The following is a 13,659-nucleotide window of genomic DNA, read 5'->3' on the forward strand; positions in this document are numbered from 1 at the left end:
AAAGTTATGGGCAAGCGCACTTGAAATTGATGAACGAAATCAATAGCAGGAGCGCAGCGTTATGAGCGCGCCTACAGGGTGGTGGTGCTGCCACTACCACTGATAACTGGAGTGGAGCCCGCTGCAAATGCAATCGGAAACGACCAGACGTCGGTCCCGTTGGCAAACAGAGAACCGTCTGACGCTGTGCAGGAAGTCGGGTTCAGTGTCGCGGTGCAGATTTGCGTGCCGTCTGCAAACCGAACATAGTCCCCGTCAGGTGTTGTTCCGCGTTCAATGACCGCTCCGGTCGGTACGTCGCCATTTGAAGATACTGTGCCCAACAGGTTGCCGGGGCCGTAGCCGAAGTCTGCGCGCATCAGGCGACCCGGCGTTGTATCATCTGAACTGTTTTGAACGGCTGCACCGCTTGCAATGGCAGAGGCCGGGTCAAAGCTGAGTGCGTCGGTCCAGTTGCTTCCGTCTGGTGAGACCTTGATGGAAAATCCTGTGCTGCCGGACAGCCCCATTTCTGCGTGCCCTGTCCAATTCGATTGAAACAGCAAAGATGCAGTTTCGGCCGCGTTGGCCTTGTTGATCTTCAACTGATGACCTAGCCCATCATGGCTGAGCAACGACGCGGCAGACCGAACGGCAGCCGGTTTGTCTCGTCATATGTCGCGGAAATACCAATCCCTTTCAGGTTTTGGGTTGCAATAGGGGCATCCACCCAATCTGACCCGTCCCAGACGATCAGCCGGGATTGGCTTTCATCCCATGCGCGCCATCCTGATACGGGGCTTACGAAATGCCACGCATTGTCCAGCCACGCGGCCAGTTTGCCAGCTTGCCCTGCCCAGTCACCCGTAGGCGCCGCCCCCAGAGCGTGAATTTCTCCCTGATCCGGTGCGGGCGGAGGATTGATTGCGCCTGCCGAGGCGACGCTCAACTGTACGATGACGTCCAGTTTCCTGAGTGCTTCATTATGCGTGACGTGTTTCTGCGCTTGCGACTGTTGAATAAATGGCAAGTCCAGACGGGGTGAGTTTTGTGACACGGGGTCCTCCTGTGGCTGTCGAAATGACATACGCAATGCGGGCCACAGTGAGTGCAGAGATGTGAATCCTTCCCGACTTGCACGAACGCATCAGAAAAGAATCGTTAATTCTTGGGGATTGGACCCGGTCGGCACGGGGCTGGTTTCAGTTGCTGCCACCAGCCCGGCGCTTGGACATAGGTACCCGTGTACGTTAGGCGGCTGTTACTGAGCCGCCTTGTCCGAAGAGATCACTTCGTGAATGTATTCACGCAGGTCGTCACGCAGATCTTCGCGAGACAGTGCATATGCGACCGTTGCCTGCAGGAAGCCGGACTTCGAGCCGCAGTCAAAACGCTGACCTTCGAACTTGTAGCCAAAAACCGGAACACCGTTTCCGATATCTTCGGCGATCGCATCGGTTAGCTGGATTTCGCCACCGCTGCCTTTTTTCTTCTGGTTCAGGTTATACAGAACCGATGGTCCCAGGATATAGCGCCCGATTACGGCCAGGTTGGACGGCGCGTCCTCTGGTTTGGGTTTTTCCACCATGCCCCGGGTGCGCACGACGGATCCGATATTCTCACCAACATCCAGCACACCATAAGATTGGGTTTTTTCATGCGGAACTTCCATGGCCGCAACCATATTGCCGCCGGTCTCTTGGTAGGCTTCGACCATTTGCTGCAAACAGGGCTTGTCAGCGGCGATCACGTCGTCTGGCAGCATAACGGCAAAAGGCTCGTCCCCGATCAGGCGGCGCGCGCACCACACTGCGTGCCCAAGACCCAGCGCCTTGTGCTGGCGGATATAGGCAATCGCTCCGCTTTCCATGTTGGTGGCATTGAGTGTTTCAAGAAGGTCCGTCTTGCCTTTGGACTTTAGTTCTTGCTCAAGGATGTGGTTGTGGTCGAAATAGTCTTCGAGCGCGGATTTCCCCCGCGAAGTTACGAAAATAAACTCGGTGATACCGGCCGCACGCGCCTCGTCAATTGCATATTGTACAAGTGGTCGGTCGACCAGCGTCATGATCTCTTTGGGGACGGACTTAGTTGCCGGCAAAAAGCGTGTACCCAGACCCGCAACTGGAAAAATCGCCTTGGTGACCTTGCGTGCCATGTTACCTCTCAAGTTAAAAAATTTGCCCGAAAATCGCTTTGCTCTCGTGGCTTCGTCTTAGGCTGTGCGCGCAGAATGATCAACGCCGTTTGATGCAGGATGCTGCGTCATGGGAAATGGTGCCATCACGAAGATTGGGAGTCAAAATGAACTGCGGCAACATGCAGCGGGAAAGCTGAGTATTTATGCCAAAAAGGAAACAATAATATCGAATAGTGGAATATTGTTTGCCTATTATCTGATTGCTTTGTTCAATCCCTAGGCGGAATTGAAAAACGCCCGAAGCCTGTAGACAGGTGTCGGGCGTCTTTGCTTACGCGTTGGCCATGATTGCCTCAAGTGGATCGTGTTCGGCCACGAAATGATCGGGCTTCACCTCGTTTAATTGAGGCACATAGTCTGTCTGCCCTGCAGATAAACGGCTGGGCAGGAACCGCAACGCCGCTTTCGGATCCATTGGTGAAGGAAGTTCACCCGGCAGTTTAAGCCTCTGGCGGCTACGCTCGACATCCGGGTCCGGGATTGGCACCGCCGAGATCAAGGACTTGGTGTACGGGTGAATAGGTTCGGAACAAATGGCCTCACCATCACCCAATTCGACGATCCGGCCGAGATACAGAACCATGATCCGGTTTGATACGGCACGAACCACGGACAAGTCGTGGCTGATAAAGATCATCGACAGGCCAAACTCCTGCTGGAGCTCGCGTAACAATTCGACAATCTGGGCCTGAATCGAAACATCCAGCGCGGATACGGCCTCATCACAAATGATCAGCTTTGGCTTGTTGATCATCGCCCGCGCGATACCCACCCTTTGGTTTTGTCCGCCGGACAGTTCATGCGGGTAGCGGTTGATCATGTTTGCTTTCAGGCCAACCCTCTCCATCATCTCGGCAACCAACTTTTTACGCTCCCGCTCTGTCAGGTCGGGGCGATAGGTCTTAAGTGGTTCAGCGATCGAAGCTGAGATTGTCATTCTGGGATCCAGACTTGCCAACGGGTCTTGGAACACGATCTGCAAATCCTTGCGGTATTTGTTCAGTTCCGCCCGCTTTAGTCCAACGATGGGATAACCCAGCCAACTGACATTACCGCCGCTGGGTTCTATAAGCTGAAGTACGGCGCGCGCCAATGTCGACTTGCCGCAGCCCGACTCGCCCACGACACCCAAGGTTTCGCCCTTGCGGATGTCGAAGGTCACACCATCAACTGCTTTCAGAGGTACCTTGCGTCCAAACAGGCCGCCAGAGACATGGATCGGGAAGTGAACCTTGACGTCATCGACCTTAAGCAAAGGTTCTTCGGTTTTACCAAGCGCCTTGGGTGCGTCCCCAGCATCAATGCGCGGCATCGCTTCCAGCAGGGTACGTGTGTATTCGTGCTGCGGTGCGCGAAAGATTTCGCGCGTGTCGCCAGCTTCGACAAACTGTCCCAGACGCATCACCTGAATACGGTCGCACATACGCGCAACAACACCCATATCATGCGTGATCAGGGCGATGGCCGTGCCTTCGTCCTTTTGCAGGCGGACCATCAGGTCTAATATGTCCGCCTGAACCGTTACATCCAGTGCCGTTGTCGGTTCATCCGCGATCAGCAGTTTGGGACTGCACAGCATCGACATTGCGATCATGACACGCTGACGCATGCCGCCCGACAGTTCATGCGGGTATTGGTCCAGACGTCGCTTTGCCTCGGGGATGCGAACACGATCCAGCCATTCAAGACACCGGGCACGGGCTGCATTTCCTTGCAAGCCTTCGTGAACCTGTAGCACTTCGCGCATTTGCTGGCCGATCCGCAAATGAGGAGTCAATGCGGTCAGCGGATCCTGAAAGATCATACCGACATCGTCGCCCCGGATCTGGTTCAGCTTGTTCACGGACAGGTTCAGGATTTCCTTGCCGTTCAGCAAGGCCGACCCACTGGCCCGCCCGGCCGGAGGCAGCAGCCCCATCGCAGCCATAAACGTCTGGCTTTTACCCGATCCGCTTTCGCCAACGATGCCCAGACACTCGCCTGGATTGATGTCAAAGCTGATGCCCTTGACGGCTTCGACAACACCATCCGGTGTATCGAATTGCACGCTCAGGTCCTTTACAGAAAACAGACTCATATCAGCGATCCTTCGGGTCCAAGGCGTCACGCAGGCCATCGCCAATGAAGAACATCGTGATGATGATGGCGACGTAGAATGTCAGGGGGAACATCAATTGCCAGAGGGTTCCATAGCCCATAGTACCAGCACCCTCGGCGATCAGACGGCCGAGTGAAGTGTAAGGTTCCGAAATTCCCAAACCCAGGAACGAGATAAAGCTTTCGGTCAGGATCATCTCGGGCACCAGCAACGAGGCGTAGACAATCACAACACCCAACAGGTTCGGCAGGATGTGGCGATACATGATGGTGAACTCACTAACGCCAGCGGCGCGTGCGGCCTCAATGAATTCGCGGTTTTTCAGGGTTAGTGTCTGCCCGCGAACGATCCGCGCCATTGTCAACCACCCCACCGCGCCTAGGGCGATGAACAGCATAAAGAACGACCGGCCCGCCACAACCAAAAGCAGGATGATGACAAGCGTGGCCGGGATCGCCAGCAAGATGTCAACGAAGCGCATCATGATGCCGTCGGTGCGGCCACCGATATACCCAGCCGCAATCCCATAGCAGGTTCCTACGATCAGCGCGGTCGCGGCCCCGATCAGCCCCACCAAAAGCGATGTGGTGGTCGCCTGAATGACACGGCTGTACAGGTCGCGCCCCAGATCATCGACGCCAAAGAAATGCCCGGTCTCGACCGAAGGCATCCCCATGCCCCGGACGTCACCCATGACATTCCAGTCGATTTCTTCGTTGTTCCACACAGCAAAATAAGGCCCGATAAGAGTGAACAGAACGATCAGACCCAGAATGAACAGACTGGCCATTGCAGCCTTGTTCCGGACAAACCGCATACGCGCGTCCTGCCAGAGCGAGCGGCCCTGAATGACCGTATAGTCGGTGATATCCTCGGCCAGATGCGCGGCTTTTTGTGATTTTCCAAGCATTGCCGGCCCCTCAGTAACGAATTTTCGGATCGAACCAGGCGTAGGCCAGGTCGGTCAGCAGGTTCACCAGCACGGTCAGAACGCCATACAGGATCGTGACGCCCAGAAGCACGGCATAGTCTCGTGATAGGGCGGACCCCACATAGGCTTGTCCCAACCCACCGGTTGAAAAGTAGATGTCGACAAAGACCGAACCGGTCAGAACGTAAACAAAAACTGGCCCAAGATAGGATACGACCGGTAGAAGCGTGGGTTTCAGAGCGTGCCGCCAAATGACGGTTCTTGTCGGCAAGCCCTTGGCGCGCGCGGTGCGGATAAAGTTCGAGTTCAGAACTTCCAGCATCGAAGACCGGGTGATCCGGGCGATCGACCCCATGTAAGAGGTCGCCAGAGCGATCACCGGCATGATCAGGTAAGGCCATTGCCCGCCGTTCCATCCGCCCCCGGGCAACCAACCCAGCCAAAGGGTGAATGTCAGTATCAGGATCGGCCCCATGATGAAGTTCGGCAGCGCCTGTGCCGCTATCCCCAGACCAACTGCGAAATAGTCGATCCAACTGTTGTGTTTGATCGCAGCAGCGATCCCAAGGCTGACACCCACGGACGTCGCGACAAGGAAAGACAGCGAGCCATAGGTCAACGAAATCGGAAAGCCCTGAGCGATGATGTCATTCACGTCGCGGTCCTTGAACTTGAAGGACGGGCCGAAATCGAAATGTACGACGATGTTGTACAGATAGTCCCAAAGCTGTTTCCACAATGGCTGGTCCAGCCCGTACCGCGCCTCGATATTGGCCAGAACCGCCGGCGGCAGTGGCCGCTCTGACGTGAAGGGTCCACCGGGTGCGAAGTGCATCAAAAAGAAACTTGCAACGATCAGCAATAGGATCGTTGGGACGGCGATCAGCAACCGCCGGACGATATAGGCAAGCATTTCATGCCCCCAATTATTGGCTTTGCCCCAAAGAACTCTCCGGGGCAAAGCGTGATCAACAGATGATTATTCAGCGATTTTGTAGAGGTTCTTGGAGTACCAGTTCTGCTCTACGTTATTGACCGGCCAGTTCCCGACGTCGCTGTCCATCATGTAGACGCCAGCATAGTGATAGATCGGGATTACAGGGGTCTCTTGTGCGATGATCCGCTCGACCTCGGTATACAGAGGCGCGGCATCGTCCGACGTTTTGGCTTGGGCCAAAAGCTCGTCAACTTTGGCATTGTTATACTTGCCGTCGTTGTAGCCAGAGTCCGATTGCAGCAGGTCCAGGAAGGTTGAGGCTTCGTTATAGTCGCCACACCAAGCGCCACGGGCCAGATCGAAGTTCTGGTTGCCGCGCTCTTCCAGGAAGATCTTCCATTCCATATTGGCGAGTTCGGCGTTTACACCCAGCTTCTGCTTCCACATCTGGCTCAGCGCCACCGCGACCTTCTTATGAGCTTCCGAGGTGTTGTAGACCATCTCAAAGCTCAGTGGATTGTCAGGACCGTAACCTGCGGCAGCCAGCAATTCCTTGGCCAATTCGTCGCGTTCCTGCTGAGACATCGAGGCCATTTCTACTTCGGGAACCGTGAACCCGGCGGTCGCCTCAGGGGCAAAGGTGTAAGCCTGCGGCTGGCCACCTGCCATGATGTTTTCCGTGATGATCTTGCGATCTACCGCCAGCGACAGCGCTTGGCGGACGTTCGGGTCTTTGAACGCTTCGGGGCCGCCGTCGGATAGGTTGAACGTGTAGTAATAGTTGCACAGGCGCGGGAAGCTGATGGCCTCTTCCGGGTGCTCTTTCTGCAGGCGTGGGAACTGACCTGCGGGAACCTCGGTGCGGTCCAGTTCACCAGCCAGATAACGGGTCAGGGCGACGTTTTCGTCGTTGATGACCAATGCGACAACCTTGTCGACGATGGTGTTGTCGTTGTCCCAGTACATCTCGTTACGCTCACGAACCGAGCGTTCTTGCGGCAGGTGTTCGGTCAGAACATAAGCCCCGTTCGAGACGATGTTTTCAGGCTTGGTCCACGCGTCGCCAAACTCTTCGATGACTTTCTGCGGGGCAGGGAAGGTCGTGGAATGCGTGGTCATCTGCGCGAAATAAGGCAGAGGGGCGCTCAGTTTGACCTCAAGCGTGTGGTCGTCAATGGCGGTGACGCCCAGCTCATCCACAGGTTTATCGCCTGCAATGATTTCAGCCGCGTTTTCAATCGACATCAGTTCCATGAACCAGGCGTAGGGCGACGACAGCGCTGGATCGACGGCGCGTTTCCATGCGAAGACAAAGTCGCCAGCGGTTACCGGGTCGCCGTTGGACCACTTGGCGTCATCGCGAAGGGTAAACGTATAGACGTCTTTGGTATCGTTGGTGGTGAATTCGGTGGCGACGCCAGGAACCAGATTACCGTCTTCGTCCTGGTTCATCAGCCCTTCAAACAGGTCGCGCACAATCTCGGCACCCGATACGTCCTCGACGACCTGCGGGTCGACCGAGCTGTGTTCGTCCAGAATACGATAGGTGAATGTCTGATCATCCGCCAATGCTTCGCCGGTTTCAGGGTGCGTTCCGGCGGCCAGTGCCGCGCCGGTGATCATGGTCGAGGTCAGCAGCCCCGCCAGCGTTGTCCGAATATGTTTGTTCATATTTTTACTCCCGTTTTTTGGCGGCATTGTTGGCCATCCCAACAAGATGGCAGAGAGCCGCCTTGTTTGTCCGACTGCGAAAGCATGTGGTACAAGTCCGAAAATTGCTGAATTGGTTCGCAAAACGGGCTGCGCCGCAGTCTTTCGGTTTTCAGTCGGGAACGTGGTTGCAAAAGTCGCCTTTCACTGAAGCCGACGTTGGCATTATTTAAAAAAAGGTTAAAGCCTCTGCCCGCAAATTAGGCAGTTGTATGCGAATTGTGAAGGAAACGGCGTGGCGCCGGAAATATTATAATGAAACTAGATGTGTTCTTAACATTTTCGTGAACGGTGGCAGCGCAGGGTGACGCTTGACGCTGCGTAAGCCTTTTAGCAAACAGCCTCTCAAATCGCGAATCGCTATCGGCTTAGGGTTGATTTCATATGTGCAGCAGGGAAACAGGTGGGCACCTTACCGGTCGCTTCCTGCCAGCGCCCGATCGAGCGACGGGTTTTGAAGCCCGCAAGGCCGTCCGCACCGCCAACGTCATGCCCCTTATGTTCTAGGGCGCGCTGCATTGCTGCGATGTCCGAACGATAGAGATCACCCACTTTGCCCCACTGACCTTGGAAGTTGCCGACGCCGTATTCAATCCGATCCCCGACATGGCCGACGAAAAGGGCATAAAGATCGCTTTTGTTGTATTCCTTCAGAACATAGAAATTCGGCGTCACCAGAAAGGCCGGGCCACTTCGTCCTGCGGGCATCATCAGGAATCCTTCGTCAGAAAGCTCATGTTGCGGGAAAGGTTTGCCCGAAACTCTGGAAACCCCCATCTCTGCCCAGTCCTGTATTGGGCGTCCCTGATCCGGCCCTTCAAGGGCGCAGGATATGGACTTTGGCACAGAAACCTCGAATCCCCAGTCGCGACCGGACACCCAGCCATGTTGCGCCAGATAGTTCGCAATAGATGCCATCGTATCCTCGGGCGATGTCCAAATATCGGATCGTCCGTCGCCATTGCCGTCCGCCGCAAAGGTCAAAAAGCTTGACGGCATGAACTGTGGTTGCCCCAGCGCACCGGCCCAACTGCTTTTCATTTCACCCGGCGGCGCATGCCCTACTTCGGCGATTTGCAATGCCGAGATGAGCTCGCCCGCGAAGTATTCTGACCTGGTACTCATGAACCCCTTTGTTCCTAGCACTTCAAAGACATTGTGCCGGATCGGGACCTGACCATATCCGCTTTCCCGCCCCCAGATGGCCAGAATGATGTGTGATGGAACGCCGGTTCTGACCTCAATCTGGGCGAGGGTTGTCGAGTGGCGCTGTGCCATCTTTCGGCCAACGGATGTTGCGCCCTGCACCGTGTTGGCCTTGAAATACCGTGCAGGTGAGCCGAATTCGGCCTGTTTCTGCTGTTTAGGTACTTTTTGTGTCCCACCCGGAGGGACCAGATCCGGCAGTTTCCAATTAAGAGTGACGCCGTTAAAGGCGCGCTCCATTGTGCGTCGGGAAACACCTTTGGCTTTGGCTTGCGGCCAAACGGTTTCCCATAACCACGTCTGGAATTGCTGCTCGACCGCTCCGCGGTCCAGTGCGGTTGCGTTTGTGGGAAGACACCAGAGGCCAAATATCACGATAAGCCAACGCATGTGCATAAGGTGTCGCCCGAGGATTGCGGCAAGTCAACACTGACGTCTGACGGCAATTGTCTGCGCGTAATTCCGCGGTTGATCATACCGGGTGCAGGACAATCCCCGGTTACGAAAAACCTTGAGAAAACTCGGAAGTCTGCCGATAGTTGCCTGTAAACAAAGGCAGGAAAGGACAGACAGGAGTGGCCACTATCAGGTTCACAAACGTGTGGCAGACACTTGGGATTGCGATCACAGTTTTCGCTCTTTACTCGCACGCAGCCTGGGCGAGTGACAGTTTCCTGAATCCACGTGGCCCAATCGCCGAGGTTCAGAGGCTTCACCTGCTGCGCGCGACGGTCCTGATCATGCTGGCGGTTTTGCCTGTTCTGGTTCTGGTACCCTTGATTGCCGTGCGTTACCGGCGACGCAAAGAAGGTGCCGCCGCGTATCGGCCAAACTGGGACTTCTCGTCCCCTCTTGAATTCGTCATGTGGGGTATTCCGGTTCTGATCGTGGCCTTATTGTCCTTCTATCTTTGGAAAGCCACCCATCGCTTGGATCCGTACGCCGCGCCCTTTGGTGAAACACCTGCCTTAAATGTGCAGGTCGTGGGATTGGATTGGAAATGGCTGTTTATCTACCCGGACCTAGGCATCGCCAGCGTCGGCGAGATGGGGATACCCGTCAAACAGCAGATTGCGATGACGTTGACCACGGACACCGTGATGCAATCTTTCATGATTCCCGCTCTGGCAGGCCAGATCTATGCCATGCCGGGAATGACAACCAAACTGCATGTTGTGGCTGACGCCCCGGCGACCATGCAGGGTGAAAATACGCAATATAATGGCCGGGGCTTCACCAAGCAGAAGTTTCAGACCCTGGCCATGCAGCCAGACGCATTCTCCGATTGGGTGGACACCGTTCGGGCCAACGGGATTCCCCTGAACGCAGACACATACCGAACATTGGCCATGCGCACGGACCGGGATGAGGTGCAGGCCGCTTTGGGTACATCTGATATGCCGGATAATGCGCTGTATTTCACCACAGAAGGCGCGGATTTGTTTCAGACAATCCTGCACCGATACCACCACGAAGAACCGTTGCCCGCAGATCAACAGCCGGGAACGGCAGAATACGGGCAGGAGGCGCAGCAATGAGTTCTGCGGATACGGGTTTCTTTGGCCGGCTAAGCTGGGAGTCGTTCCCTCTGGCGGGCCTTATTCAGACTCCGAACGCGAACGAAATCGTCGCCAATGCCGCTGCGGGTGTTGTGATCGTCGGTATTCTGGTTGTTGTCGGCGCCCTGACATGGTTCCGCCTTTGGGGACCGCTTTGGCGCGATTGGCTGACAAGCGCAGACCACAAGAAAATCGGCATCATGTATATTGTCTTCGCGATCGTGATGCTGGCGCGCGGGGTCCTTGAAGGCGTGGTCATGCGCGCGCAACAAGCAGCGGGTCCCGGCGACGGGTTTCTTGAAGCCGAACACTTTGCCGAATTGTTCAGCACGCATGGCACCATCATGATCTTTTTCGTGGCGGTGCCCTTTGTCTTTGGATTGGCGAACTTTCTGGTTCCCCTGATGATTGGTGCGCGTGACGTCGCATTTCCTGTAATGAACCAGATCAGTCTTGGCCTGACGGTCTCGGCCGGGATGATGCTGATGGTTTCTTTGCTTGTCGGTGAATTCTCGACCGGGGGCTGGACGGCTTACCCGCCCTATACGGGTGCCGCTTTCAATCCCGGAGTTGGGCCGGACTACTGGATTTGGGCAATCGTTGCTTCCGGGATCGGGACGACGCTGACCGGGATCAATTTCGCGGTGACGATTTACAAACTGCGTGCGCCGGGCATGAAATTCATGCGTTTGCCGATGTATTGCTGGACGATTATCTGTAGCTCGATCCTGATCGTATTTGCGATGCCGCCGCTGGGTGTCGCGGCCTTGATGCTGGCCGCCGACCGGTATCTGGATTTTCATTTCTTCACCAATGACCTTGGCGGCAACATGATGAACTATGCCAACCTGTTCTGGCTGTTCGGGCACCCCGAGGTTTATTTGCTGGTTCTTCCCGCATACGGAATTTATTCCGAGGTATTCGCGACATTCTCGGCCAAGCGGCTTTACGGCTACAATTCCTTGGTCATCGCGACGATGTCCATTGCGGTGCTGTCCTTCACCGTCTGGCTACACCACTTTTTCACAATGGGTCAAAGTGCGCTGATCAATGCGGTCTTTGGTATTGCGACCATGCTGATTGCAATCCCCACCGGGGTAAAAGTGTATGACTGGATGGCGACCCTGTTCCGGGGCCGTATTCGGTTTTCGGTGCCGATGCTCTATGGTTTGGCGTTCCTGATGCTCTTTGTCATCGGGGGGCTTTCGGGCGTGATCCTTGCAAACCCGACTGTGGATTATCAGGTTCACAACACGCTATTTCTGGTTGCCCATTTCCACAACGTGCTGCTGCCCGGGGTCCTGTTTGGCCTACTGGCAGGGTATAACTACTGGTTCCCCAAAGCCTTCGGGTTCCGCCTGAACGAAACCTGGGGCCGTATCACGGTTGTCCTGTGGACGGTCGGTTTCATGCTGACATTCCTGCCCCTGTACTTTGTCGGCCTGATGGGAATGCCGCGCCGGTCTTTCAGTTGGGAAGACCCGATTTTTCACCCATATATGATCGTGGCCGTTTTGGGGTCTCTGGTTATTTTGTCCGCCCTGCTTGCTGTGGTGGTTCAATTGTGGGTCAGCATTCGGGACCGCGAGAAAACCCGCGTCCCAGTTGGCGACCCGTGGGATGCCCGCACGCTGGAATGGTCAATTCCCGCACCCCCTCCGCCTTACAACTTTGCCATTATTCCGCATGTCACCGACCGCGATGACTTTGCCGCCGCAAAGGAAAGGGGCGAGGCTTACCCGGCTCCCGAAGCCTATGAGGACATCACCCTTCCACGTAATACGCGGATCGGATTCATACTCTGCGTTCTCAGCGGCGTTTGGATGTTTGCCTTGGTTTGGTGGATCTGGTGGTTGGCGGCGTTGGTCACCATTCTGATGTTGTTGTCTTTCGTTGCGTGGACGTTCAAAACGGACATCGAAATGGTTATTCCAGCCGCGCAGGTTCAACAGGAGCATGAGGCCTGGCTGGATCTTGTCCACGCCTCTGCCCCCATCAATCGTGACTTTGAAATCTCTTCGGAAAATCGGGGGCGTGCTGGTCCGGACCTGGAGGTCGCCACATGAAGCGCGCACCGACACACAGTTATCCCGGCCTGAACCTTGGTCGTCGGCATCCGGGTGCTGACAAGGCCAGCGAAGTTGTCACCTTCGGCTTTTGGGTCTTCCTGATGAGCGATCTAGTCTATTTCGGGCTGATGTTCGCCATATATATCACCATGATCGACGCTCAGGCAGGCGGGCCGGGACCGCATGAGCTGTTTGATCTAAGAAGCATCTTTGCGCAAACCCTGATCCTTCTGACAAGCAGCCTGACGGTCGGGCTGGCGATGTTGGCCCTGAAATACAACCTGCCGCGTTCGCGTATCGTGCTGTGGTTCGGCGTGACCTTGGTATTGGGGCTCAGCTTTCTAGTGCTGGAAATCCGCGACTTTGTCGCCATGGCGGACAAAGGCGGAATCCCGCAGCGCAGCGGGTTTCTCTCCGCGTTTTATGGTCTTGTGCCGCTACACGGTCTGCACGTTGCCGCCGGGTGTCTGTGGCTGATTGTTTTGGGTATCCAATTGCGACTGATGGGGCTGACGGATTTGCTGATGTCGCGCGTGGTTCGGCTGGCGCTGTTTTGGCATTTCCTTGATCTGATCTGGATTGGGATCATTACGATCGTTTATTTCGGAGGTCTGACCTATGGATAGACGCAGCGAAATGCACCGGCGCGAGCGGCAGCGATATGTCATTGGTTACGGCGGTTCCCTTTTGCTGACGATAGCCGTCTTTTCCATCGCCTATGTCTTTGGGATTGAAACAAAAGGGGTCTATCTGGCAATCGGCCTTCTTGGGCTGGTGCAACTTGTCGTTCAACTGGTTTATTTCCTTCATATCGACCGTCGGCGCAGTAGCCGCGAAGACCTTGACCTGGTGCTGTTTTCAACGCTGGTCCTTCTGATCATCATCGTTGGAACAGTCTGGATCATGGGCAACCTGGCGGTCCGAATGCATACCATTCCAATGTGACCAAACCGCGATCAACAACGGAGACCGT

12 protein-coding genes are annotated in these 13,659 nt (G+C 55.6%); 4 read left to right on the top strand and 8 right to left on the bottom strand.

Annotation, left to right across the window (positions count from 1 at the left end):
• Window positions 1–71: 71 nt before the first annotated feature.
• The 8 genes from GOX73_RS20765 to GOX73_RS13900 all read right to left on the bottom strand — a co-directional run bounded on the left by GOX73_RS20765 (window position 72) and on the right by GOX73_RS13900 (window position 9,454).
• The gene (locus tag GOX73_RS20765; RefSeq protein ID WP_254429200.1) at window positions 72–584 is read right to left on the bottom strand and encodes a hypothetical protein; all 513 of its coding nucleotides are present in this window, start codon (window positions 582–584) and stop codon (window positions 72–74) included.
• An 8-nt stretch (window positions 585–592) separates the two neighbouring features.
• Window positions 593–1,036 (bottom strand): DUF2793 domain-containing protein, encoded by a 444-nt coding sequence (locus GOX73_RS20770; protein WP_371808599.1) that lies wholly within the window; start codon window positions 1,034–1,036, stop codon window positions 593–595.
• Between the two features lie 204 nt (window positions 1,037–1,240).
• A complete protein-coding gene (galU, locus tag GOX73_RS13875; RefSeq protein ID WP_171123435.1) occupies window positions 1,241–2,134 on the bottom strand; it encodes a UTP--glucose-1-phosphate uridylyltransferase GalU in 894 nt (297 codons plus the stop codon).
• 313 nt (window positions 2,135–2,447) lie between these two features.
• Window positions 2,448–4,253, bottom strand: coding sequence for an ABC transporter ATP-binding protein (locus GOX73_RS13880; protein WP_171123433.1), 1,806 nt, complete (start codon window positions 4,251–4,253; stop codon window positions 2,448–2,450).
• A gap of 1 nt (window position 4,254) precedes the next feature.
• Window positions 4,255–5,184, bottom strand: a complete 930-nt coding sequence (locus tag GOX73_RS13885; RefSeq protein WP_170389022.1) for an ABC transporter permease subunit — start codon at window positions 5,182–5,184, stop codon at window positions 4,255–4,257.
• A 10-nt stretch (window positions 5,185–5,194) separates the two neighbouring features.
• Window positions 5,195–6,118: an oligopeptide ABC transporter permease OppB gene (gene oppB / locus GOX73_RS13890; protein ID WP_171123432.1), complete on the bottom strand. Its 924-nt coding sequence runs from the start codon at window positions 6,116–6,118 to the stop codon at window positions 5,195–5,197.
• 66 nt (window positions 6,119–6,184) lie between these two features.
• Window positions 6,185–7,813 (bottom strand): peptide ABC transporter substrate-binding protein, encoded by a 1,629-nt coding sequence (locus tag GOX73_RS13895; RefSeq protein ID WP_171123430.1) that lies wholly within the window; start codon window positions 7,811–7,813, stop codon window positions 6,185–6,187.
• A 399-nt stretch (window positions 7,814–8,212) separates the two neighbouring features.
• The gene (locus GOX73_RS13900; RefSeq protein ID WP_171123428.1) at window positions 8,213–9,454 is read right to left on the bottom strand and encodes a lytic murein transglycosylase; all 1,242 of its coding nucleotides are present in this window, start codon (window positions 9,452–9,454) and stop codon (window positions 8,213–8,215) included.
• 179 nt (window positions 9,455–9,633) lie between these two features.
• Here GOX73_RS13900 and GOX73_RS13905 point away from each other — a divergent pair, with 179 nt between their 5' ends.
• The 4 genes from GOX73_RS13905 to GOX73_RS13920 are packed head-to-tail and all read left to right on the top strand — an operon-like array spanning window position 9,634 to window position 13,631.
• Window positions 9,634–10,596, top strand: coding sequence for a cytochrome ubiquinol oxidase subunit II (locus GOX73_RS13905; protein ID WP_254429203.1), 963 nt, complete (start codon window positions 9,634–9,636; stop codon window positions 10,594–10,596).
• Window positions 10,593–12,683, top strand: coding sequence for a cbb3-type cytochrome c oxidase subunit I (locus GOX73_RS13910; RefSeq protein WP_171123426.1), 2,091 nt, complete (start codon window positions 10,593–10,595; stop codon window positions 12,681–12,683). Before GOX73_RS13905 ends, GOX73_RS13910 begins: the two co-directional genes overlap by 4 nt.
• Entirely contained in the window at window positions 12,680–13,312 is a 633-nt protein-coding gene (locus GOX73_RS13915; RefSeq protein ID WP_171123424.1) for a cytochrome c oxidase subunit 3, read from the top strand. Before GOX73_RS13910 ends, GOX73_RS13915 begins: the two co-directional genes overlap by 4 nt.
• Window positions 13,305–13,631 (top strand): cytochrome o ubiquinol/quinol oxidase subunit IV, encoded by a 327-nt coding sequence (locus GOX73_RS13920; RefSeq protein ID WP_171123422.1) that lies wholly within the window; start codon window positions 13,305–13,307, stop codon window positions 13,629–13,631. Before GOX73_RS13915 ends, GOX73_RS13920 begins: the two co-directional genes overlap by 8 nt.
• The last annotated feature ends 28 nt before the right edge of the window (window positions 13,632–13,659 follow it).

It is taken from the genome of Ruegeria sp. HKCCD7221 (assembly GCF_013031225.1).
Classification (GTDB): Bacteria; Pseudomonadota; Alphaproteobacteria; order Rhodobacterales; family Rhodobacteraceae; genus Ruegeria.